Source organism: Streptomyces sp. NPDC059534, from assembly GCF_042743475.1.
In the GTDB taxonomy this organism is placed as follows: Bacteria; Actinomycetota; Actinomycetes; order Streptomycetales; family Streptomycetaceae; genus Streptomyces.
Genome location: NZ_JBHWAQ010000011.1, coordinates 116,693 through 139,509, shown reverse-complemented (window position 1 = coordinate 139,509; position 22,817 = coordinate 116,693). Strand labels below are relative to the sequence as shown.

The 22,817-nt window shown below is 71.8% G+C and carries 20 protein-coding genes; 11 read left to right on the top strand and 9 right to left on the bottom strand.

Annotated features, from left to right (window positions below; all coding sequences use genetic code 11):
• Window positions 1-89: 89 nt before the first annotated feature.
• On the bottom strand, window positions 90-749 hold the full coding sequence (locus ACFVZH_RS16165) for a response regulator (RefSeq protein WP_384897650.1): 660 nt from the start codon (window positions 747-749) through the stop codon (window positions 90-92).
• Window positions 750-1,092: 343 nt separating this feature from the next.
• Here ACFVZH_RS16165 and pdhA point away from each other — a divergent pair, with 343 nt between their 5' ends.
• From pdhA to ACFVZH_RS16140, 5 genes are all read left to right on the top strand, one after another.
• A complete protein-coding gene (gene pdhA / locus ACFVZH_RS16160) occupies window positions 1,093-2,283 on the top strand; it encodes a pyruvate dehydrogenase (acetyl-transferring) E1 component subunit alpha (protein ID WP_384897648.1) in 1,191 nt (396 codons plus the stop codon).
• A gap of 2 nt (window positions 2,284-2,285) precedes the next feature.
• Window positions 2,286-3,266, top strand: coding sequence for an alpha-ketoacid dehydrogenase subunit beta (locus ACFVZH_RS16155; RefSeq protein ID WP_384897646.1), 981 nt, complete (start codon window positions 2,286-2,288; stop codon window positions 3,264-3,266).
• A 10-nt stretch (window positions 3,267-3,276) separates the two neighbouring features.
• Window positions 3,277-4,719, top strand: a complete 1,443-nt coding sequence (locus tag ACFVZH_RS16150) for a dihydrolipoamide acetyltransferase family protein (protein WP_384897644.1) — start codon at window positions 3,277-3,279, stop codon at window positions 4,717-4,719.
• 95 nt (window positions 4,720-4,814) lie between these two features.
• A complete protein-coding gene (locus ACFVZH_RS16145) occupies window positions 4,815-5,480 on the top strand; it encodes a GntR family transcriptional regulator (protein ID WP_384897642.1) in 666 nt (221 codons plus the stop codon).
• Window positions 5,477-6,787 carry a nitrate/nitrite transporter gene (locus ACFVZH_RS16140; RefSeq protein ID WP_384897641.1) on the top strand — a complete coding sequence of 437 codons (1,311 nt, stop codon included), beginning with the start codon at window positions 5,477-5,479 and terminating at the stop codon, window positions 6,785-6,787. The genes ACFVZH_RS16145 and ACFVZH_RS16140 overlap by 4 nt, the downstream gene beginning before the upstream one ends.
• A gap of 36 nt (window positions 6,788-6,823) precedes the next feature.
• On the opposite strand, the gene ACFVZH_RS16135 is transcribed toward ACFVZH_RS16140, so the two are convergent.
• Window positions 6,824-7,651 carry a maleylpyruvate isomerase family mycothiol-dependent enzyme gene (locus ACFVZH_RS16135; protein ID WP_384897639.1) on the bottom strand — a complete coding sequence of 276 codons (828 nt, stop codon included), beginning with the start codon at window positions 7,649-7,651 and terminating at the stop codon, window positions 6,824-6,826.
• 155 nt (window positions 7,652-7,806) lie between these two features.
• Here ACFVZH_RS16135 and ACFVZH_RS16130 point away from each other — a divergent pair, with 155 nt between their 5' ends.
• Entirely contained in the window at window positions 7,807-8,604 is a 798-nt protein-coding gene (locus tag ACFVZH_RS16130; RefSeq protein WP_384897637.1) for a carbon-nitrogen family hydrolase, read from the top strand.
• Between the two features lie 39 nt (window positions 8,605-8,643).
• Here ACFVZH_RS16130 and ACFVZH_RS16125 read toward each other — a convergent pair whose 3' ends face one another.
• Window positions 8,644-8,895, bottom strand: coding sequence for a hypothetical protein (locus ACFVZH_RS16125; RefSeq protein WP_384897635.1), 252 nt, complete (start codon window positions 8,893-8,895; stop codon window positions 8,644-8,646).
• 24 nt (window positions 8,896-8,919) lie between these two features.
• Here ACFVZH_RS16125 and ACFVZH_RS16120 point away from each other — a divergent pair, with 24 nt between their 5' ends.
• Window positions 8,920-10,161, top strand: a complete 1,242-nt coding sequence (locus ACFVZH_RS16120; protein WP_384897633.1) for a trans-sulfuration enzyme family protein — start codon at window positions 8,920-8,922, stop codon at window positions 10,159-10,161.
• 66 nt (window positions 10,162-10,227) lie between these two features.
• On the opposite strand, the gene ACFVZH_RS16115 is transcribed toward ACFVZH_RS16120, so the two are convergent.
• Window positions 10,228-10,713 (bottom strand): LURP-one-related/scramblase family protein, encoded by a 486-nt coding sequence (locus ACFVZH_RS16115; RefSeq protein WP_384897631.1) that lies wholly within the window; start codon window positions 10,711-10,713, stop codon window positions 10,228-10,230.
• A gap of 140 nt (window positions 10,714-10,853) precedes the next feature.
• On the opposite strand from ACFVZH_RS16115, the gene ACFVZH_RS16110 reads away from it, so the two are divergent.
• Entirely contained in the window at window positions 10,854-12,647 is a 1,794-nt protein-coding gene (locus tag ACFVZH_RS16110; RefSeq protein WP_384897629.1) for an NHL domain-containing thioredoxin family protein, read from the top strand.
• Here the strand turns inward: ACFVZH_RS16110 and ACFVZH_RS16105 are convergent.
• The 3 genes from ACFVZH_RS16105 to ACFVZH_RS16095 form a co-directional block, all read right to left on the bottom strand.
• A complete protein-coding gene (locus tag ACFVZH_RS16105) occupies window positions 12,644-12,988 on the bottom strand; it encodes a hypothetical protein (protein ID WP_384897627.1) in 345 nt (114 codons plus the stop codon). The two genes, ACFVZH_RS16110 and ACFVZH_RS16105, sit on opposite strands and share 4 nt — an antisense overlap.
• Window positions 12,989-13,047: 59 nt before the next feature.
• Window positions 13,048-14,355 carry a M18 family aminopeptidase gene (locus tag ACFVZH_RS16100; protein ID WP_384897625.1) on the bottom strand — a complete coding sequence of 436 codons (1,308 nt, stop codon included), beginning with the start codon at window positions 14,353-14,355 and terminating at the stop codon, window positions 13,048-13,050.
• Between the two features lie 171 nt (window positions 14,356-14,526).
• Complete coding sequence (locus ACFVZH_RS16095; protein ID WP_384897623.1) at window positions 14,527-16,356, bottom strand: acyl-CoA dehydrogenase; 1,830 nt, start codon at window positions 16,354-16,356, stop codon at window positions 14,527-14,529.
• Window positions 16,357-16,734: 378 nt separating this feature from the next.
• Here ACFVZH_RS16095 and ACFVZH_RS16090 point away from each other — a divergent pair, with 378 nt between their 5' ends.
• The 3 genes from ACFVZH_RS16090 (at window position 16,735) to ACFVZH_RS16080 (ending at window position 19,545) form a co-directional block, all read left to right on the top strand.
• Window positions 16,735-17,226, top strand: coding sequence for an SseB family protein (locus ACFVZH_RS16090; RefSeq protein WP_384897621.1), 492 nt, complete (start codon window positions 16,735-16,737; stop codon window positions 17,224-17,226).
• A 127-nt stretch (window positions 17,227-17,353) separates the two neighbouring features.
• Complete coding sequence (locus ACFVZH_RS16085; RefSeq protein ID WP_384897619.1) at window positions 17,354-18,316, top strand: pirin family protein; 963 nt, start codon at window positions 17,354-17,356, stop codon at window positions 18,314-18,316.
• A 155-nt stretch (window positions 18,317-18,471) separates the two neighbouring features.
• Window positions 18,472-19,545: an AI-2E family transporter gene (locus tag ACFVZH_RS16080; protein ID WP_384897617.1), complete on the top strand. Its 1,074-nt coding sequence runs from the start codon at window positions 18,472-18,474 to the stop codon at window positions 19,543-19,545.
• On the opposite strand, the gene ACFVZH_RS16075 is transcribed toward ACFVZH_RS16080, so the two are convergent.
• Together ACFVZH_RS16075 and ACFVZH_RS16070 are read right to left on the bottom strand one after the other, a co-directional pair.
• Window positions 19,546-20,361 carry an MBL fold metallo-hydrolase gene (locus ACFVZH_RS16075; protein ID WP_384897615.1) on the bottom strand — a complete coding sequence of 272 codons (816 nt, stop codon included), beginning with the start codon at window positions 20,359-20,361 and terminating at the stop codon, window positions 19,546-19,548.
• Window positions 20,362-20,525: 164 nt separating this feature from the next.
• Entirely contained in the window at window positions 20,526-22,646 is a 2,121-nt protein-coding gene (locus ACFVZH_RS16070) for a SpoIIE family protein phosphatase (RefSeq protein ID WP_384897613.1), read from the bottom strand.
• Window positions 22,647-22,817 lie beyond the last annotated feature (171 nt).

Here is a 22,817-nt window from a genome sequence, read left to right as displayed (position 1 = left end):
TCCGTACGGGTGAGGCACGGACCGGGCCGGGGCCCGGTGGTCGGCGGCCCGAGGCGGCGGCCCCCCGGCGCCCGGTGGTCGGCCTGGGGTCAGTGGCGCTCGGCCTGGAGCCGGGCCACGTACGCCGCGGCCTGCGACCGCCGCTCCATGCCCAGCTTCGACAGCAGGCTGGAGACGTAGTTCTTGATGGTCTTCTCCGCGAGGTGGAGCCGCTCGCCGATGACCCGGTTGGTCAGTCCCTCGCCGATCAGGTCCAGGATCCTGCGCTCCTGGTCCGTCAGGTTGGCGAGCTTGTCGTCACCCTTGGGGTTGTTGCCGTCGCGCAGCCGCTCCAGGACGCGGGCGGTCGCCACCGGGTCGAGCAGCGACCTGCCGGCCGCCACGTCCCGTACGGCGTTCAGCAGCTCGTTGCCCCGGATGGCCTTGAGCACGTAACCCGAGGCCCCGGCCATGATCGCGTCGAAGAGGGCCTCGTCGTCGGCGTACGAGGTGAGCATCAGGCACTTGATCGACTCGTCGTGCGACCGGATCTCGCGGCACACCTCGACCCCGCTGCCGTCGGGCAGCCGCACGTCCAGCACCGCGACGTCGGGGCGGGTCGCGAGGATCCTGACCAGCGCGTCCGCCGCCGTCCCGGCCTCGCCGACCACCTCGATGTCGTCCTCCACGGAGAGCAGCTCGTGGACGCCGCGCCGGACGACTTCATGGTCGTCCAACAGAAATACCCGGATTTTTCCATCTTCGCGCACGCGGCCAGTCTCACATATTGGCTCTTCCCGCGCCCGGGGTGCGCGGGATAACGTGCCCGTTGTTCCGGCGGCCCCTCAAGCCGTTGCCGACGCGCTGACCAGCCGCTGTTCCCCCTTTTCTCGATTTACTTGGAAATCCAAGCAAAATCGCAGGTCAAGTGGGGTTTCGCGGGAATGCTTCGCTGTGGGTAACGTGCCTATGACAGGGGCGCTCGCCGGGGCACCTGTCACGCCCGACCCCGGCCGCGTCGCACCCACCCCGTGCGAAGGGTACGGATAAGGCGGAGAGCCGCACTGGCCTTACCGGCGAACCCGGGGGCCGGACCGACGGAGGAGCACGCACGTGACCGTGGAGAGCACTGCCGCGCGCAAGACGACGCGACGCAGCAGCGGCACCAAGCGCACCGCAAGCGCGACGAGCACCACCAAGAAGACGAGCACGCGCGCCGAGGCGGACGCTGTGGAGCCCGAGCTCGTCCAGCTGCTGACGCCCGAGGGAGAGCGCGTCCAGCACCCCGATTACGACATCGACCTGAGCGCCGAGGAGCTGCGCGGTCTCTACCGCGACATGGTCCTCACCCGTCGCTTCGACGCCGAGGCCACCTCCCTCCAGCGCCAGGGCGAGCTGGGCCTGTGGGCCTCGCTGCTCGGCCAGGAGGCCGCCCAGATCGGCTCCGGCCGGGCCCTGCGGGACGACGACTACGTCTTCCCCACCTACCGCGAGCACGGCGTCGCCTGGGTGCGCGGGGTCGACCCGACGAACCTGCTGGGAATGTTCCGTGGCGTGAACCACGGCGGCTGGGATCCGAGCAGCAACAATTTCCACCTGTACACGATCGTGCTCGGCTCGCAGACGCTGCACGCCACGGGTTATGCCATGGGCATCGCCAAGGACGGCGCGGATTCCGCGGTGCTCGCGTACTTCGGCGACGGCGCGTCCAGCCAGGGCGACGTGAACGAGTCGTTCGTGTTCTCCGCGGTCTACAACGCCCCGGTCGTGTTCTTCTGCCAGAACAACCAGTGGGCCATCTCCGAGCCCATCGAGAAGCAGACCCGCGTCCCGCTCTACCAGCGAGCCCGCGGCTTCGGCTTCCCCGGCGTCCGCGTCGACGGCAACGACGTCCTCGCCTGCCTGGCCGTGACCCGGTCGGCACTCGAGCGTGCCCGCCGCGGCGAGGGCCCGACCCTCATCGAGGCATTCACGTACCGGATGGCCGCCCACACGACCTCCGACGACCCGACCCGCTACCGCCGCGACGCGGAGCGCGAGGAGTGGGAGGCCAAGGACCCGATCCAGCGCCTCAAGACGTACATGGAGAACGAGGGCCACGCCGACGCGGCCTTCTTCGAGGAGCTGGAGGCGGAGAGCGAGGCCCTCGGCAAGCAGGTCCGCGAGGTCGTGCGCGCCATGCCCGTCCCGGAGCACACGGCGATCTTCGACAACGTCTACGCGGACGGGCACGCGCTCGTCGACGAGGAGCGCGCGCAGTTCGTCGCCTACGAGGCGTCCTTCGCGGACGGAGAGGCCGAGTAATCATGGCTGTTCAGAAGCTTCCCCTCGCGAAGGCGCTCAACGAGTCGCTGCGCAAGTCCCTGGAGACCGACCCCAAGGTCGTCATCATGGGCCTGGACGTCGGCAAGCTCGGCGGTGTCTTCCGGATCACCGACGGTCTGCAGAAGGACTTCGGCGAGGACCGTGTCATCGACACCCCGCTCGCCGAGTCCGGCATCGTCGGCACCGCGATCGGTCTCGCGCTGCGCGGCTACCGGCCGGTCGTGGAGATCCAGTTCGACGGTTTCGTCTTCCCGGCGTACGACCAGATCGTCACCCAGCTGGCGAAGATCCGGGCCCGCTCGCTCGGCACCGTGAAGATGCCGGTCGTCATCCGCATCCCGTACGGCGGCGGCATCGGCGCGGTCGAGCACCACTCGGAGTCCCCCGAGTCGCTCTTCGCGCACGTCGCGGGCCTCAAGGTCGTCACTCCGGCGAACTCCTCCGACGCCTACTGGATGCTCCAGCAGGCGATCCAGAGCGACGACCCGGTCATCTTCTTCGAACCCAAGCGCCGCTACTGGGACAAGGGCGAGGTCGACACCGAGGCGATCCCCGGCGAGCTGCACAAGGCCCGGGTCGCCCGCGAGGGCACCGACCTCACGCTCGTGGCCTACGGCCCGATGGTGAAGACCTGCCTGGAGGTGGCCGACGCGGCCGCCGAGGAGGGCAAGTCGATCGAGGTCGTGGACCTGCGCTCGATCTCCCCGCTCGACTTCGACACCATCCAGGCATCGGTCGAGAAGACCCGCCGCCTGGTCGTCGTCCACGAGGCGCCGGTGTTCTTCGGCTCCGGTGCGGAGATCGCCGCCCGGATCACCGAGCGCTGCTTCTACCACCTGGAGGCCCCCGTCCTGCGGGTCGGCGGCTACCACGCGCCGTATCCGCCGGCGCGCCTGGAGGAGGAGTACCTGCCGGGTCTCGATCGCGTGCTCGACGCCGTCGACCGCTCGCTGGCGTACTGAGGAGAGCACCGTGACGATCCGCGAATTCAAGATGCCCGACGTGGGCGAGGGCCTCACCGAGGCCGAGATCCTCAAGTGGTACGTGCAGCCGGGTGACACCGTCACCGACGGCCAGGTCGTGTGCGAGGTCGAGACGGCCAAGGCCGCCGTCGAACTGCCGAGCCCGTTCGACGGCACGGTCCACGAGCTGCTCTTCCCCGAGGGGACCACGGTCGACGTCGGCCAGGTCATCATCTCGGTGAACGTCGGCGGCGGGGACGCCCCCGCGGCCGAGGCCCCGGTGGCCCAGGCCGCTCCGGTGGCGACCCCGGCCGCTCCGGCGGACGAGGACGACGAGCCGAAGGGCCGCCAGCCGGTCCTCGTCGGCTACGGCGTGACCGCCGGCTCCACCAAGCGCCGGGCGCGCAAGGCGGTACCGGACGCGGTGGGCGCGCCCGCCCCCGCGGCTGTCCCCGCGACCGCGCCCGCCCCCGCGCCCGTCGCCGTCTCCGTACCGGAGCAGCTCAACGGGCACACGGCGGGCGGCGCCCGGCCGCTGGCCAAGCCGCCGGTCCGGAAGCTCGCCAAGGACCTCGGTGTCGACCTGGCGACGGTCACCCCGACCGGCCCGGACGGCATCATCACCCGTGAGGACGTCCACGCGGCGGCCGCACCGGCCCCCGCGCCGGCCGTCGAGGCCCCGGCCCCGGCGCCCGTGGTGGCCCCGGCTCCGGTCGTGGCGCCCGCGGTGGCGACGGCGGTGGCGTCCGACGTCCGGGAGACCCGTGTGCCCATCAAGGGCGTACGGAAGGCCACGGCGGCGGCGATGGTCGGCTCGGCCTTCACCGCGCCGCACGTCACCGAGTTCGTGACCTTCGACATCACGCGCACGATGAAGCTGGTCGAGGAGCTCAAGTCCGGCAAGGACATGGCGGGCCTGCGGGTCAACCCGCTCCTCCTCATCGCCAAGGCCGTGCTCGTCGCGGCCAAGCGCAACCCGGAGATCAACGCGGCCTGGGACGAGGCGGCGCAGGAGATCGTCCTCAAGCACTACGTGAACCTGGGCATCGCCGCGGCCACCCCGCGCGGTCTGATCGTGCCGAACATCAAGGACGCGCACGCCCAGACCCTGCCCGAGCTCTCGAAGTCCCTGAGCGAGCTCGTCGCCACCGCCCGCGAGGGCAAGACGACCCCGGCGGCGATGCAGGGCGGCACCTTCACCATCACCAACGTCGGCGTCTTCGGCGTCGACACCGGTACGCCCATCCTCAACCCCGGCGAGTCCGCGATCCTCGCGGTCGGCGCGATCAAGCTCCAGCCGTGGGTCCACAAGGGCAAGGTGAAGCCCCGCCAGGTCACCACGCTCGCCCTCTCCTTCGACCACCGACTGGTCGACGGCGAGCTCGGCTCCAAGTTCCTCGCGGACATCGCCGCGATCCTGGAACAGCCGAAGCGCCTGATCACCTGGGCGTAGTAAGCGGGTTCGACCGCTTCACGTGAAACATCCGGCCCTGTCCATCATGTGGACGGGGCCGTTTGTTGCACCTCTGTTGTATCTATGCTGTGCGCATGCCATCCGCCCCAGCTCCGGCGCCCACCAAGCAGCCCCCCGCGGCCGACCGCGTCTACATGCACGTCAAGCAGGCCGTACTCGACCGGCGCTACGAAGGAGGCACCCTTCTCACCGAGGGGGAGCTGGCCGAGGCGGTCGGGGTGTCGAGGACACCCGTCCGCGAGGCGCTGCTGAAGCTGGAGATGGAAGGGCTGCTGAAGCTCTACCCGAAGAAGGGGGCGCTCGTCCTCGCGGTCTCCGCCCAGGAGATCGCCGACGTCGTCGAGACCCGGCTGCTGGTCGAGGAGTTCGCCGTCCGCCGGGCCGTGCCCGCGCCCGCCTCGCTGATCGCACGCCTCGAAGAGCTCCTGGAGGAGCAGAAGCGGCGCGCGGAGGCCGGGGACCTCGCCGAGGTCGCCGTCACCGACCGGTGCTTCCACGCCGAGATCGTCCGGCACGCCGGCAACCAGATCCTCGCCCGCCTCTACGACCAGCTCCGCGACCGCCAGTTGCGCATGGGCGTCGCCGTGATGCAGTCCCAGCCCGACCGCGTCGCCAAGAACATCACCGAGCACGCCGAGATCCTCGACCGGATCCGCGCCGGCGACGTCGAGGGCGCGGCCCACTGCGTCCGCCAGCACCTCAGCTGGGTCAAGGTCCTGGTCCGGGGTGAGGACCGGTGAACCGGTCGTACGGCTCGGCCGTCACCCTCCCCGGCGATCCCCCCGGCGGCCGCCGGGCCGCGCTCGTCTGGGGCGTCGGCGTCGCCGTCTACTTCGTCGCCGTCATCTTCCGTACGTCCCTGGGCGTCGCCGGACTCGACGCCGCCGAACGCTTCGACGTCAACGCCTCCGCGCTCTCCACCTTCTCCATACTCCAGCTGCTGGTCTACGCGGGCATGCAGATACCCGTCGGCCTCATGGTCGACCGGCTCGGCACGAAGAAGGTCCTCGCCCTCGGCGTCGTCCTCTTCACCGTCGGCCAGCTCGGCTTCGCGCTCTCCCCCTCGTACGGCACCGCGCTCGCCTCCCGCGCCCTCCTCGGCTGCGGCGACGCCATGACCTTCATCAGCGTCCTGCGGCTCGGCAGCCGCTGGTTCCCGGCCCGCCGGGGCCCCCTCATCGGCCAGGTCGCCGCCCTCTTCGGGATGGCCGGCAACCTCGTCTCCACCGTCTTCATCGCCCGCGCCCTGCACGGCCTCGGCTGGACCACCGCCTTCGTCGGCAGCTCGCTGGCGGGCGTCGTCGTCCTCGTCCTGCTGCTGATCCTCCTCAAGGACCACCCCGAGGGGCACGAGCCCGAGCCCGCCACCCACGCGGGAGCCGCCTTCGTGCGCCGTCAGATCGCCGAGTCGTGGCGGGAACCCGGCACCCGGCTCGGCATGTGGGTGCACTTCACCACCCAGTTCCCCGCGATGGTGTTCCTGCTGCTCTGGGGACTGCCGTACCTCGTCGAGGCCCAGGGGCTGTCCCGCTCCACGGCCGGTGGACTGCTCACCCTGGTGGTGCTCTCCAACATGGTCGTCGGCCTCGCGTACGGGCAGATCATCGCCCGCCACCACACGGCCCGCGCCCCGCTCGCCCTCGGCACGGTCACGGCCACCGCCCTGCTGTGGGGAACCACCCTCGCGTACCCCGGCGACCACGCCCCGATGTGGCTGCTCGTCACACTCTGCCTGGTCCTCGGCGCCTGCGGACCCGCGTCGATGATCGGCTTCGACTTCGCCCGCCCGGCCAATCCGCCGCAGCGTCAGGGCACCGCGTCCGGCATCGTCAACATGGGTGGCTTCGTCGCCTCGATGACGACCCTGCTGGCCGTCGGCGTGCTCCTCGACGCGACCGGCGGCAACTACCGGATCGCGTTCTCGTCCGTCTTCGTCCTGGAGGCCGTCGGCGTGGTGCAGATCCTGCGCCTCAAGGCCCGTACCCACCGCAGGGAACGGGAACGGCTCGTCGCCAGCCGCGTGGAGGCCGTCCACGTGCCGGTGTAGCGCGCACCGGCGGAGCGCGCGTCGGGGGAGGCCCGACTACCGGGGCGTCACCGCGAAGTTGTCGAGGATCGCCCGGGCCAGGTCCGCGTCGCCCTCCGTCTTGACCCGGTCGGCGACGTCGGACGGGCGGACCCGGCCGCAGGCGAGCCGCACGAACGTCTCCCAGTCCGTCGCCAGCGTCACCGCGGGCCCGAGGGACGGCGCCCCGTCGACCGAACCCCGGCCCTGCGCGTCCACCCGGATCGTCCGCAGGAACTCCACCGGACCGCTCACGTCGAGGACCACCGCCGACGACGGCGGCGCCCCGGCGTCCTTGGCGACCATCTGGGGCAGCGCCTCCAGAAGGACGTCCCGCGTGATGTGCGCGCCCGCCGAGTCCTGGTTGCCCGGCGCGCCGATCGCCGCCCGCAGGTCCTGCTCGTGCACCCACACGTCGAAGGCGCGCGTCCGGTAGGCCAGTTCCAGCGACTGCTCGGCGCCGAGGGGCGCGCGGATCAGGTGCTCGGGGGAGCGGTTCTCGTTGCGGAGCTGCCGCGCCCGGCGGATGAGGATGTACTCCAGCTCCGAGGTCATCTCCGGCGCGGTGTGGTGCCGCCGCACATCGACCTGTACCTCCATGTATCGGGCGAAGTCACTGCGTACGTGGTACAGATCGCGCGGCAGGGAGTGGATCGGGCGCGGGTCGCCCAGCATCTCCGTCTCCATGCCGATCACATGGGACACGATGTCCCGCACCGACCAGCCGGGGCACGGTGTGGGCCGGTTCCATTCGCCCTCCACGAGCGGCTGCACCAGCTCGGCTATCGCCTCGATGGAGTGGGTCCAGGCGTCGGCGTAGGTCTGGAGGCTGGGATGGACGGTCACGGGACCCCTCGGCGGTTCTTCGGTGCGCGGGCTCAAAGCACGACTGGGTGGGAGGCTCGGACGCTAAGTTACGCTGCCCGAAGGCACCCCGGCAGTGCTTTCGTGTGACGATCGTAGGCCGGTGTTGACGGCTCGAATGCCAGGACGGTGGTAGTGTGCGCGCCTCGCTGATCCAGATCGCGGTAGACCCGGACGAACCGGTCGACGCCCGACGCGCCCGCGTGGCACGTCTCGTACGGGAGGAATCCGGCCGCGCCGACCTCGTCGTCCTGCCGGAACTGTGGCCCATGGGGGCCTTCGCGTACGAGCTGTTCGCCGCCGAGTCCGAGCCGCTGAACGGCCCCACCCACCAGGCGATGGCGGCCGCCGCCCGCGACGCCGGGGTCTGGCTGCACGCCGGCTCCTTCGTCGAGGCCGAGGGCGGCGCGCTGTACAACACCTCGCTCGTCCTCTCCCCCGACGGCGAACTCGCCGCCTCCTACCGGAAGATCCACCGCTTCGGCTTCGACAAGGGCGAAGCCGTGATGATGGCCGCCGGCGAGGACCTCGTCACCGTCGACCTGCCGCACCTCACCCTCGGCGTCGGCACCTGCTACGACCTGCGCTTCCCCGAACTCTTCCGCGGCCTCGTCGACGCCGGCGCCCAGGCGTTCGTCGTCCCGGCCGGCTGGCCCGCGCGCCGCCGCGCCCACTGGTCGCTCCTGGCCCGCGCCCGCGCCGTCGAGAACCAGGCGTACGTCCTCGCCTGCGGCACCGCCGGCACCCACGCGGGCGTGGAACAGGCCGGCCACTCGATCGTCGTCGACCCCTGGGGCGAGACCCTCGCCGAGGCCGGACCCGACGAGGAGATCCTGCGGGTCGTCCTCGACCCCGCCAAGGTGACGACCACCCGCGAACAGTTCCCGGCCCTCAAGGACCGCGTCCTGGGCATCGCCGCACCGCGCCGCGCCTGAGCGGAGGGGGCCGGCCGCCGGCCCCCTCCGCCGCGACGCTCAGGACTGCGACTCCGCCCGGAACCCGGTCAGCCGGGAGAGGCCCGCGCGCACCGCGCCCCCGCGGGTGAGGGCCGCCCGGTCCACCCCCGCGAACACCAGCGCCAGGGCGAGGTCCGCCCCGCCCGCCCGGCCCGACACCGTGACGTCGAGCCGCCGCCGCCCGCCGCGACCGGCGCCGCGTACGGACACGGTGACGCCCGGGTCCTCGTCCGCCGAACCAATCTGCGGGGATTGGACCTGGGAACGCAAACGCCCGGTCCACAGACTGTGCCCATGAGCCACGCAGACCGGGATCACGCCGCCACCCCGTCCTCCGCCGCCCCCATGTCACCGCGCCCCGAGACGCTCGCCGTCCACCCGCCGCACGTCGAGGTCACGGGCAGCAGGCCGCTCGGCGTCCCCCTCCACCAGGGGCACGTGTTCGCCTTCGACTCGGCGGACGACCTGGCCACCGCCTTCACCTCCACCACCGCCTTCCTCTACAACCGTCACGGCAATCCCACCGTGCGCACGTTGGAGAACGCCGTCGCCCGCCTCGAAGGAGGCACCGCCGGCGTCTCGTTCGCCTCCGGGATGGGCGCGATCAACGCCGTCCTCCACACCCTGCTCGCCAGCGGCGGCCACGTCATCGCCCAGACCTGCCTGTACGGCGGCACGTACGCGGTCCTCACCGACCTCGCCGCCCGCTGGGGCGTCGACGTCACCTACGTCACCGGCACCGACCCGGAGGAGGTCCGGGCGGCCCTGCGGCCCGAGACGCGCCTCCTCTACCTGGAGACCATCGCCAACCCCACCACCCGCGTCTCCGACGTCCCCGCGCTCGCCGCCGTCGCCGCCGAGGCCGGGGTACCGGTCGCCGTCGACAACACCTTCGCCTCCCCGCTGCTCTTCCGGCCCCTCGAACACGGCGCCGACATCGTCGTCCACTCCGCCACCAAGTACCTGGCCGGGCACGCCGACGTCCTCGGCGGCGTCGCCGTCTTCAAGGACCCGGAGCTGTACGGCCGCGTCCGCCACCACGCCGTCGAACAGGGCGCCTCCACCGATCCGTTCGCCGCCTGGCTCACCCTGCGCGGCATGCAGACGCTGTCCCTGCGCATGGAACGGCAGTGCGCGAGCGCCGCCGAGCTCGCCGCCCGGTTCGCCGCGCACCCGGCGGTCGCCGCCGCCCGCCACCCCGCCCTCGCGAGCCACCCGGACCGGGAGATCGCCGCGCGCCTGCTGCCCGACGGGGCAGGCGGCGTGATCTCCGTCGACCTGGCCGGCGGCCGGGACGCGGGCCGCACCTTCGTCGAGGCGGTCCGGCTCGCCTCCCTCAGCGTCTCCCTGGGCGACGTGAAGACCCTGGTCATGCACCCGGCCTCCACCTCCCACCACCAGCTCGACGCGGCGGCCCTCGCGGCGGCCGGCATCGGCCCCGGCACGGTCCGCGTCTCGATCGGCATCGAACACGTCGAGGACCTGTGGGCCGACCTGGACCAGGCGCTGTCGAAGGCCGCCGCCACGTCCGGCTGAGCCCGACCGAGCCCGGCCGAACCCGGTCAGGGCCCGCCGAGTCCGGTGGAGTGGGAGCGCCGCCGGCTAGTCCTCCCGCTCCGCCATCCGGATCACGCACACCGCGACCGCGACGAGCAGCGCGGCGTCCGCGTCCTCGCGGACCACGTTCACCGCGTACGTCTCACGGACGTGGAACCACTGCCGGGAGATGTGGGCCAGGAGTTCGCCGTCGTACTCGACGGTGAACTCCCGGTCCAGGACACGGCCGCTGACGTCCAGTTCGGTGCCCTCGACCAGCGTCACCCGGTAGTGGTTGCGCAGCAGCGAGAGCCGTTTGCGGCGGATGGTCGCGAGGGGCCGGTCGTCCCGCTCGATCGTCATCGCGTCCCGCAGGCTGAACATCTTCTGCCGCAGGGTGACGAGGACCTGCCCGTCGGGGTCCTTCAGCTCCAGGGTGTCGCGCAGCCGCATGGCCTTGCCGTCGACGAGGAAGGCGTGACGGCCCCGCTCGTCCTCGATCCAGTAGTCGTCGCCGATCGCGAAGATCTTGTCCCGTACGAGATATTTCACGCCGCTATGCCTGCCCCGTGAAGGCCGCTTCTCACCCGGCCGCTCACCCGAAGTAGCGGGCGAGCTCGCCACCCCGCCGCCGGACACGCGCCCCCGCCCCTCCCGGCCCCCACAGTCCACCCGTACGGCACTCTTGAACCATGAACGACTCCGCGCCCACCCCCGCGCCCCGCCGTGCCCGTGTCCGCGCCCCCGAGCTCATCGGCAAGGGCGGCTGGCTGAACACGGGTGGAGACGACCTGACCCTCGCCGACCTGCGAGGAAAGATCGTTCTGCTCGATTTCTGGACATTCTGCTGTGTGAACTGCCTGCACGTGCTCGACGAGCTGCGGGACCTGGAGGAGAAGCATCGGGACACGCTGGTGATCGTGGGGGTGCACTCGCCGAAGTTCGTCCACGAGGCGGAGCACCAGGCGGTGGTGGACGCGGTCGAGCGGTACGAGGTGCACCACCCGGTCCTGGACGACCCGGAGCTGGCGACGTGGAAGCAGTACGCGGTGCGGGCGTGGCCGACGCTGGTGGTGATCGACCCGGAGGGGTACGTCGTCGCCCAGCACGCGGGTGAGGGCCACGCGAACGCGATCCGCACCCTGGTGGAGGAGCTGGAGGCGGAGCACGAGGCGAAGGGGACGCTGCGGCGCGGCGACGGGCCGTACGTGGCGCCGGAGCCGGTGGCGACCGACCTGCGCTTCCCCGGCAAGGCCGTCGTCCTCGGCAACGGGAACCTCCTCGTCTCGGACACGACCCGGCACCAGCTGGTCGAGCTGGCGGCGGACGGGGAGACGGTCGTACGGCGGATCGGCGAGGGGGTGTTCCGGGAGCCGCAGGGCCTCGCGACGCTCCCCGACGGGAAGGTCGTCGTCGCCGACACCGTGAACCACGCGCTGCGGGTCCTCGACCCGGAGACCGGCGGGATCGAGCTCGTCGCCGGTACCGGGAAGCAGTGGTGGCAGGGATCCCCCACGTCGGGCCCGGCGCTGGAGGTCGACCTGTCGTCGCCGTGGGACGTGGCCTGGTGGCAGGGGAAGGTGTGGATCGCCATGGCGGGCGTCCACCAGCTGTGGACCTACGACCCGGAGACCCGGACGGTGGAGGTCGCGGCCGGCACCACCAACGAGGGGCTCGTCGACGGGCCCGCGGCCGAGGCGTGGTTCGCGCAGCCCTCGGGGCTCGCCGCCGCCGAGGACCGGCTGTGGATCGCCGACTCCGAGACGAGCGCCGTGCGCTGGATCGACACGGAGGGTGTCGTGCACACCGCGGTCGGCACCGGCCTCTTCGACTTCGGCCACCGTGACGGCGCGGCCGGCCAGGCGCTGCTCCAGCACCCGCTGGGCGTGACCGCGCTGCCCGACGGCTCGGTCGCCGTCAGCGACACGTACAACCACGCCCTGCGCCGCTACGACCCCGCCACCGGCGAGGTCACCACGCTCGCCACCGACCTGCGGGAGCCGAGCGACGCGGTGCTCGTCGACGGCGACATCGTGGTCGTCGAGTCGGCCCGGCACCGGCTGACCCGGCTGCGGCTGCCCGAGGAGGCCGTCCAGGTGGCCGCGGTCGCCCACCGCACCCGCCGCGAGGCCACCGAGGTCGCCCCGGGCCGTCTCCGGCTGGACGTCGTCTTCCAGGCCCCCACGGGCCAGAAGCTCGACGACCGCTACGGCCCCTCGACCCGGCTGCTGGTCTCCTCGACGCCGCCGGAACTGCTCCTCGCGGGCGAGGGCACGGGCACGGACCTCTTCCGTGAGCTCGATCTGAACCCGGAGCTCACGGAGGGCGTGCTGCACGTCTCCGCGATGGCGGCGTCCTGCGACGACGACCCGGCCAACGAATACCCGGCCTGCCACGTCCACCAGCAGGACTGGGGCGTCCCGGTGAAGGTCACGGCGGAGGGCGTCACCCGGCTGCCGCTGATCCTCGCGGGCATGGACGCCTAGCGGACCATCCCCTGGTTCCTGGACGGGCGTCCCGCGGCGCCGTCCAGGCACCCGGCGACCCATGCCGCCGGGTCGTGGACGGCCCGCGCCCCGCCCATCCCCTGCCGCTCCATGAGCGCGCACTCACCGGCGAGCAGCGCCTTCGTCCGTGTGCCGTCCACGTCGTACCCGCGGATGCGGGCGGCCTGCACATAGCCGCCCTCGTACGCGATGTCGGTGCCCCACGGGGGCCGTTCGGCGTAGCGGTCGACCAGCCCCCAGGCCACCGCCGCGCCGAACAGCACGGCGGCGGTGGCGAACAGGACGAACTTCCGCGGGGGCGGCCCCTGGTGGCGATGCATGGGAGCGAGGCTGCCAGGGGAGGGCTTTCGCCGATGTTTCGCGGGCGGGGTGGTGGTGCTCAGCCCTCCAGGAAGGCGACCAGGGCGTTCGCGAGGAGGTACGGGTCGTCGGCGCCGCAGAGCTCGCGGGCGCTGTGCATCGACAGGCAGGCGACGCCGATGTCGAAGGTGCTGATGCCGTGGCGGGCTGCGGTGATCGGGCCGATCGTGGTGCCGCACGGCATGTCGTTGTTGGAGACGAAGGACTGCCACGGCACGCCGGCCTTCTCGCAGGCGGCGGCGAACACGGCGCGGCCGGCGCCGTCGGTGGCGTAGCGCTGGTTGACGTTGACCTTGAGGATCGGGCCGCCGTTGGGGCGCGGGTGGTGCGTCGGGTCGTGGCGCTCCGCGTAGTTGGGGTGGACGGCGTGGCCGACGTCGGAGGAGAGGCAGATCGAGCCGGCGAGGGCGCGGGCGCGGTCCTCGTAGGCGCCGCCGCGGGCGTAGACGGAGCGCTCCAGGACGTTGCCGAGGAGGGGGCCCTGGGCGCCGGTGTCGGCCTCGGAGCCGTTCTCCTCGTGGTCGAAGGCGGCGAGGACGGGGATGTACGGGAGGTCCTCGCGGCCCGCCACGGCGGTGAGGGCGGCGACGGCCGCGTGCACCGAGATCAGGTTGTCCATGCGGGGCCCGGCGACGAGTTCGCGGTCGCGGCCCAGGTAGGAGGGGGCCTCGATGGCGCTGACCATGAGGTCCCAGCCGGTCACGTCCTCGGCGTCGACGCCGGCCTCCTCGGCGACGAAGGCGATCAGGTCGCCCTCGTGGACCGTGCCGAGGCCCCAGATCGGCTGCATGTGGCGCTGGCGCTCCAGCTTCATGCCGTCGTTGACGCCGCGGTCCAGGTGGACGGCGAGCTGCGGCACCCGCAGCAGGGGCCGGTCGATGTTCACCAGCTTCTGGGAGCCGTCGCGGAGGGTGAGCCGGCCGGCGAGGCCGAGGTCGCGGTCGAGCCAGCTGTTGAGCAGCGGGCCGCCGTAGATCTCGACGGCGACCTGGCGCCATCCCTGGGAGCCCATGTCGGGCTGCGGCTTGACGCGCAGGTTCGGCGAGTCGGTGTGCGCGCCGACGATGCGGTACGGGGTGTGCGGGGCGGCGCTCTCCGGCACGAACCAGGCGATGATCGCGCCGCCGCGGATGACGTACTTCCCGCCCGTCGTCCCGTCCCAGGCCGCGGTCTCCTCGACGCGCCGGAAGCCGGCCTTCTCCAGCCGCTCGGCGGCGGTCGCGACCGCGTGGTACGGCGTCGGCGACGCTGTCAGGAAGGACATGAGGTCGTCGGTGTGGCCGCGGTCGAAGGGGCCGGCGGTGGGACGGGAAGCTGCGCTGCTCATGGGTTCACCTTACGCACGGCCCGGAATACGAATACGGGACCCCGGAAAAGGAACGGTTCGGCCCGGTCCGTCGGCGGTGCCGTTCGCTTCCCCGGGCGGGAAGCCGGGAAAGTGGTACGGCCCGCCCCCCTCCCCGGGGACGGGCCGTACCGGAAGGACGTGGGGCGTCGTCTAGAACGCGGCCTCGTCCAGGTCCATCACCGAGTTGTCGACGGCCTCGGCGAGAGCGCGCTCGGCGGAGACGCCGGGCAGGATGTTGGAGGCGAAGAACTTCGCGGCCGCGATCTTGCCCTGGTAGAAGGGGACGTCCTTGCCGGTGGCGCCGGCGGCCAGCTTCTCGGCGGCGACGGCCGCGCCCTTGAGGAGCAGGTAGCCGACGACGACGTCGCCGGAGGCGAGCAGCAGGCGGGTGGTGTTGAGGCCCACCTTGTAGATGTTCTTCACGTCCTCGCCGGTGGCGGTGAGGTCGGTGATCATCGTTCCGACGATGCCCTCCAGGTCGACGGCGGCCTTGGCGAGCGCGTCGCGGGCGCCGGCCAGGTCGTCGCCGCCGGTGCCGACCGCGAGGAACTTCTTGATCTCCTCGGACAGCGCGTTCAGGGAGGCGCCCTGGTCGCGGACGATCTTCCGGAAGAAGAAGTCCTGGCCCTGGATGGCGGTGGTGCCCTCGTAGAGGGTGTCGATCTTGGCGTCGCGGATGTACTGCTCGATCGGGTACTCCTGCAGGAAGCCGGAGCCGCCGAAGGTCTGGAGCGACTGCGCGAGCTGCTCGTAGCCCTTCTCGGAGCCGTAGCCCTTGACGATCGGGAGCAGGAGGTCGTTCAGGCCGTGCAGGGCCTTGGTGTCCTCGCCGGCCGCTTCCTTGATCGCGATCTCGTCCTGCACGGAGGCCGTGTAGAGGACGAGGGAGCGCATGCCCTCGGCGTACGCCTTCTGCGTCATCAGCGAGCGGCGGACGTCGGGGTGGTGCGTGATGGTGACCTTGGGCGCGGCCTTGTCCATGAAGTTGGCCAGGTCGGTGCCCTGGACGCGCTCCTTGGCGTACTCCAGGGCGTTGAGGTAGCCCGTGGAGAGGGTGGAGATCGCCTTCGTGCCGACCATCATGCGGGCGAACTCGATGATGAGGAACATCTGGCGGATGCCCTCGTGCTTGTCGCCGATGAGCCAGCCCTTGGCGGGGTGCTGGTCGCCGAAGGTCATCTCGCACGTGTTGGAAGCCTTGAGGCCCATCTTGTGCTCGACGTTGGTGGCGTAGACGCCGTTGCGCTCGCCCAGCTCGCCGGTCTCCCAGTCGAACTCGAACTTCGGGACGAGGAAGAGGGAGAGGCCCTTGGTGCCGGGGCCGGCGCCCTCGGGGCGGGCGAGGACGTAGTGGAGGATGTTCTCCTCCATGTCGTGCTCGCCGGACGTGATGAAGCGCTTGACGCCCTCGATGTGCCAGGAGCCGTCCTCCTGCTGCACGGCCTTGGTGCGGCCGGCGCCGACGTCGGAGCCGGCGTCGGGCTCGGTGAGGACCATGGTGGAGCCCCAGCGCTTCTCGACCGCGATCTGGGCGATCTTCTTCTGGGCCTCGTTGCCCTCGTTGTAGAGGACGCCGGCGAAGGCCGGGCCGGAGGAGTACATCCAGATGGCCGGGTTCGAGCCGAGGAGCAGTTCGGCGTAGGCCCAGACGAGGGAGCGCGGGGAGACGGTGCCGCCGATGCCCTCGGGGATGCCGAGGCGCCAGTACTCGGAGTCCATGAACGCCTTGTAGGACTTCTTGAAGGCGGCCGGGACCGGGGCGGTGTTGGTCTCGGGGTCGAAGACCGGCGGGTTGCGGTCGGCGTCGGTGAAGGACTCCGCGAGCTCGTTCTCGGCGAGGCGGCGGATCTCGTCGAGGATGCTCTTGGCGGTCTCGACGTCCATCTCCTCGAACGGACCGGTGCCGTACACCTTGTCGCGGCCGAGCACCTCGAAGAGGTTGAACTCGATGTCGCGGAGATTCGACTTGTAGTGCCCCATGGCGACGGCTCCGTAAGGCTCGGGGAGGCAGGTTCCTCGTACACGTACCAGCGAGTAGCAACACGCTCTCTCCGATGATGCTACCCACCGGTAATAAGAAGCAACCCCTATCCGGCCATCTGTGACGTCCGCGACGTCGATCCGTCCGTCGATCCGGCCGTCGATCCGCCTGTCGAACGGCGTGGGCGGTCCGCCGCCGAGGGGGTGAAGATCCGCCGCGGACGAGGTGGGAGGCGTGATCGATCCGCTACGGTCGGCGATCGGACGTCCGGGATCGCCGACGGGCGGCCACCGCCGTCCGCCCGTGATCCCGGACGGACCGCCACCCCCGCCCCCATTCCCTGGAGACCCCTCCCGTGCGCTCGATAGGCTGGCCCCATGTACGGCTACGAGCAGAATCCGGGTGCCCAGCAGCAGTACGCGCCGCCGCCGCAGGGGCAGTACGCGCCGCAGGGCGGCATGCCGGGCGCCGGGTACGCCCAGCAGCAGGCGCCGCTCTACCCGGAGCCGTCGCCGCCGTCGCTCGCCGACGCCGTGCGGGCGTTCACGACGGGCACGCTCGCGCCGGAGGACTTCCAGCAGATCTTCGCCACGTCCAAGGTCTACTGCCCGCGCGGCGACAACCCCGGCTTCCTGGCCCTGCACAACACCCAGCAGCCGGTGATCCCGATGTTCACCTCGCTGAAGGAGCTGCGGCGGTACGCGGGCAAGGAGTCGAAGTACTTCGTGATCACCGGGGCCGAGGTGATCGACCTGCTGCCCACCGGCTACGGCTTCGTCCTCGACATGGAGGGCGACCACCGCATGGTCTTCGACGCGAAGGCCGTGGAGCAGATGGTCGACTTCGCGATGCGCCGGATGTACGGCTGACGGAGGCCGGCGGCAGGTCGGGGAGCGCCCGGGGGGAATTCCTTCCGGGCGTTCCGCGTTCCGGGTGGCAGAAAGTTCATCGTTCAACTAAAGTGGTCGTACAAGGTCGCACCTAGGAGGTCCGGTCATGCCCGCTGTGACTGTCGAGAACCCGCTCACCCTGCCGCGCGTCGTCGCCCCCGCCGACGCCGTCTCCCGCCCCGTGCTCGCCGTCACCACGGCCCCGCAGGGGTTCGAGGGCGAGGGCTTCCCGGTCCGCCGGGCCTTCGCGGGGATCAACTACCAGTACCTCGACCCGTTCATCATGATGGACCAGATGGGCGAGGTGGAGTACGCCCCCGGCGAGCCCAAGGGCACGCCCTGGCACCCCCACCGGGGCTTCGAGACCGTCACCTACATCATCGACGGGATCTTCGACCACCAGGACTCCAACGGCGGCGGCGGAACCATCACCAACGGCGACACCCAGTGGATGACCGCAGGTCAGGGGCTCCTTCACATCGAGGCCCCGCCGGAGGCCCTCGTCGTCAGCGGCGGCCTCTTCCACGGCCTCCAGCTGTGGGTGAACCTGCCCGCCGCCGACAAGATGATGGCCCCCCGCTACCAGGACATCCGCGGCGGCCAGGTCCAGCTGCTCACCTCCCCCGACGGCGGCGCGCTGCTCCGCGTCATCGCGGGCGAGCTCGACGGCCACGAGGGCCCCGGCGTCACCCACACCCCGATCACCATGATCCACGCCACCCTGCGCCCCGGCGCCGAGATCAGCCTGCCGTGGCGCGAGGACTTCAACGGCCTCGCGTACGTGCTCGCCGGCCGCGGCACCGTCGGCGCCGAGCGGCGGCCCGTCCACATGGGCCAGACCGCCGTCTTCGGCAACGGCGGCGCGCTCACCGTCCGCGCCGACGAGAAGCAGGACGGCCACACCCCGGACCTGGAGGTCGTCCTCCTCGGCGGGCAGCCGATCCGCGAACCCATGGCCCACTACGGCCCGTTCGTCATGAACACCCAGGCCGAACTGCGCCAGGCGTTCGAGGACTTCCAGGCGGGCCGCCTCGGCACCATCCCGGCGGTCCACGGGATGGGCGAGTAGGACCGACGGACCGTACGGGGCGGGGCCGCGCGCCCCGCCCCGTACGCGTATTCCCCGCGCGCGTGCCGCCCGCCCGGGGCCGGGTGCTGACGGGGTGTCACCCGAACGGCCGTCAGCGCGCGACGACACGCCGACGGGCGTGGTCCGGTGGTCGGGTGCAGACGTCGCCCGCGCTCCTTCCCGAACCCGTCCGACGGGCCGCCGCCTGGTGCGTCGTCCTGCTGCTCGCCGCCGGGGTCGCCGCCGTCGGGATCTGGCTGTGCGTCGTCTTCGAGACGGTCGTCACGCCCGTCCTGCTCGCCATCCTCGGCACCGCCCTCCTCGGCCCCCTCTACCGGCACCTGGTCCGGCTCAAGGTCCGGAAGTCGTTCGCCGCCGCGCTCACCGTCGTCGCCGTCCTCGCGGTCGTCGGCGGAGCCACGTACATCGTCGTCGCCGCGCTCATCGAGACCGGCGACCAGATCATCGCCTCGCTCCGGCAGGCCGCCACCGACATCGCCGAACACCTCGGCCCGGCCGGGACCTCCCTCGACGACCTCGCCAAGAACGCCGAGGGCCTCCTGAAGGAGTTCGGCGGAACAGCCGCGTCCGGCGTGCTCACCGGCCTCAGCGTGGTCGGCGGGATGATCGCCACCGCCGCCCTCGCCCTGGTCCTGATCTTCTTCTTCCTGCGGGACTCCGACCGGGCCGTCGGCACCCTGCGCTCCCTCGTCCCCCGCGTCACCGGCGACCTCGTCGAGGCCATGGCCCGCCGCGCCTTCGAGGCCGTCGAGGGCTTCATGCGCGGGACGACGTTCGTCGCCCTCGTCGACGCCGTCCTCATCGGCGTCGGGCTCGTCGTCCTCGACGTGCCCGGCGCGGTGGGACTCGCCGCGCTCGTCTTCGTGACCGCCTACATCCCGTACCTCGGCGCCTTCCTCTCCGGCGCGATCGCCGTCCTCGTCGCCCTCGCCGACCGGGGCTTCGCCATCGCGCTGTGGGTGCTCGGCGTCGTCCTGGCCGTCCAGATGATCGAGGGCTACCTGCTCCAGCCGCTGGTGCAGAGCCGGACCGTGCAGATGCATCCGGCCGCGGTGATGCTCGCGATCACGGCCGGGGCGTCCGTCGCGGGCATCCTGGGCATGCTGCTGGCCGTCCCGCTGACGGCCGCGGCCACGGGCATCCTCGGCGAACTGCGCCGCCGGTACGGGGCCCCGCCGGAGCCCGCGGCGGAGCCGGAAGCCGGCTGATCAGGCCGGGGTCAGACCGCCCGGCTCGAAGGAGGCCAGGAGCTGCTCCAGGGCCGCCTGGTCGGGGCCCACGAACGGGTCGGAGTCCGGCGCGGACGCGATCGTCTCCAGCATCCGGTGTGTCATCCGCACGGCCGGCGGCAGATGCGTGCACAGCACGATCTCCGGGTTCATCGCCCGCAGCGGCTCGATCGTCGCCCGGTACTTGGCGGGGTCCACCAGATGCACCCACGGGCTGTCGATCGTCGCCCACAGCAGCTGGGCCTGCCGCAGCTCCTCCGGCTTGAGGTCGCTCGCGTGCCCGCTCTCGGCGATCTCGACGCTCGGCATCGGGCCGCCGAAGCAGTCGGAGCTGAAGCACATCCGGGTCCGGTCGTCGTAGAAGCCGACGGTGGCCGGGTTGTCGTAGAGCGGCGGCCGGAAGGCGTGCAGCGTACGGTCGCCGACGTCCAGGGACTGGCCCGGGTTGAGGAAGTACACCCGGTCCATGGGCAGCGGCCGCTCGGTCGTCATGATGCCGAAGCCGATGAACGTCGTCACCACGCGCGCCCGCGGCGCCGCGTCGAGCAGATCGAAGATCCCGCCCGTGTGGTCGCGGTCGGGGTGGGTGAGCCAGATCCAGCGCACGTCGGCCGGGTCCATCACCTGGCCGAGCGCCGCGACGAAGTCCCGGTCCTCCACCGAGAGCCCGGTGTCGACGACGACCGGCTCGGCGGCGGTGAGCACGTACGCGTTCGCGGGCAGGTGCCCGATGCCCGGCGCTTCGAGGCTGTCGGCGAGCACGGTGGTGTCACTGCCGACCTTGTGGATGTCCATGGCGCACTCCGTGGTCCCCCCGGCGGCCGTACCAGTCCAGTCTGCGCCGCGGGCACCCCCGCCGCCCGCCGGGAACCGGGGTGCGGGTGTCCTGCCGATCAGGCCGGGGCGGGGGTGTCCTGGCGATCCGGACTGGCCAGGGGAGCGCTGCCGATCCGGCCGGGCTAGCCGCAGCAGCCGTTGTCCGACGGCGGTTCGTTCAGCTCGAACCAGATCGCCTTGCCCTCGCCCCGCGGATCGACGCCCCACGCGTGCGCCAGCATCTCCATGAGCACCAGCCCGCGGCCGCTCGACGCCATCTCGCCCGGGTGGCGCTTGTGCGGCAGCTCGTCGCTGGTGTCCGAGACCTCGACCCGCAGCCGACGGGACTTCTCGGCGCAGGCGATCTCGGCGACCACCAGGGCGTCGCCGTCGGTGTGGACGAGGACGTTGGTGACCATCTCGGAGACCATCAGGACCGCCGAGTCGAGCTGGTCCTCGTCCGCCCAGTCGTGCAGCAGCTGCCGCAGCTGCTGACGCGCCTCGGCGATCCGCTCCGGCTCGGCCTGCGCGATCGTCATCAGGGTGCGGCGCGGGGCCTCCACCACCGGGCCCGCGGGCCGGCGGGAGAGCAGCAGGACGGCGATGTCGTCCTCGCGGCGGTCGGCGAGCGGGCCCGTCGTGTGGTGCGAGCCGGGGCCGTGGACGGCTTCCACGAGGGTGTCGGCGAGGTGTTCCAGGTCCTCGCCGTCGTGGGACTCCAGCAGCGCCCTGACCCGCTCCCAGCCGGTGTCCAGGTCGTGGCCGCCGGTCTCCAGGAGACCGTCGGTGCAGATCATGAGGGTCTCGCCGGGATCCAGGGTGAGCCGGGTGGTGGGGTAGTCGGTGTCGGGGTCGATGCCGAGGGGCAGCCCGCCGGCCGTGGGCCTCAGCAGAACCGTTCCGTCGTTCATCCGTACCGCCGGGTCCGGATGCCCCGCCCGCGCGATGTCCACCGTCCCCGACTCCAGGTCGACCTCCAGATAGAGACAGGTCGCGAACCGCGGGCCGCCGTTCTCCTGCCCGTCGTCCCCGTCCGTGATCCCGTACAGGAAGCGCGAGGCGCGCGAGAGGACCGCGTCCGGCCGGTGCCCCTCCGAGGCGTAGGCGCGCAGCGCGATCCGCAGCTGCCCCATCAGGCCCGCCGCCCGCACGTCGTGCCCCTGCACGTCGCCGATGACGAGGGCGATGCGCCCCGCGCCGCGCCCGCCCGCGCGGGAGGTGCCGCCGGGCAGCCGGATCATGTCGTACCAGTCGCCGCCGACCTGCAGCCCGCCGCCGGTCGGCACGTACCGGGCGGCCACCCGGATGCCGGGGATGCCCGGCCCGAGGACCGGCATCATCGTCCGCTGCAGACCGAGCGACAGCTCGCGCTCCGACTCGGCCACGCCCGCGCGTGCGAGGGCCTGCGCCAGCATCCGCGCCACCGTCGTCAGCACCGACCGCTCGTCGGGCGTGAACGCGACCGGATGCTTGAACGCCGCCATCCACGCGCCCATCGTGCGCCCGGCGACCACCAGCGGCACGAACGCCCAGGAACGGCGTCCGAAGCGCTGCGCCAGCGGCCACGTCATCGGGAAGCGGCGCAGGTACTCGTCCGGCGTCGGCAGATAGATCGCCCGCCCGGTCCGGGCCACCTCCGCCGCCGGATAGTCCGTGCCGAGCGACATCGACGTGAACGGCCCCTCGTCGCCCTCGCTGTGCCCGTGGTGGCCGATGACCGTCAGCCGGTCGCCCGCCACCCCGAAGACCGCGAGCCCGTCCGGCGAGAAACCGGGCATCGACAGCGAGGCGGCCACCCGCAGCACCTCCGCCGTCGACCGCGCCTCGGCGAGCGCCCGCCCCGCGTCGAGCAGGAACGCCTCGCGGGAGCGGCGCCAGTCGCCGGTGATGGGCGTACGGGCGGCCGTGCCCGGCAGCTGCTCGGCGACCTCCTGGAGGGTGCCGACGAGCTGGTAGTCGTCGCCCTCGATGAGCGGCTTCGACCTGCTCCGTACGGTGCGGATCACCCGTCCGCGCTCGTCCATGATCCGCAGCCGGGCCTCGGCGAGGGTGCCCTCGGCGACGGCGAGGTTGACCACCCCGTCGATCTCGTTCCAGTCGACCGGATGAAAACGGGACCGTACGGCCGCCTCGCCGAGTCGCACCGGCTCGGCGGGCAGCCCGAGCAGCCGGGCGGCCTCGGCGTCGAGCGAGACGATCCCGGACGCGTTGTCCCAGCGCCACAGGCCGGTCGCGATCGCGGCCAGGACGTCCTCGGTGCGCATTGCCCCACTTTATGAATATCGGACAGCAGGTCGCCACCGAGAGTATTCGAAAAGTGATCTTGGCCTGGCCGGTACTCTGGGTGGGTCTGCCCTCGTGTCCTGTGACATCTGTGACGGAGGCCACAGGGCGGCGGCCCTCCACCCGAGATCCCGAAGACTGGATGAACGACG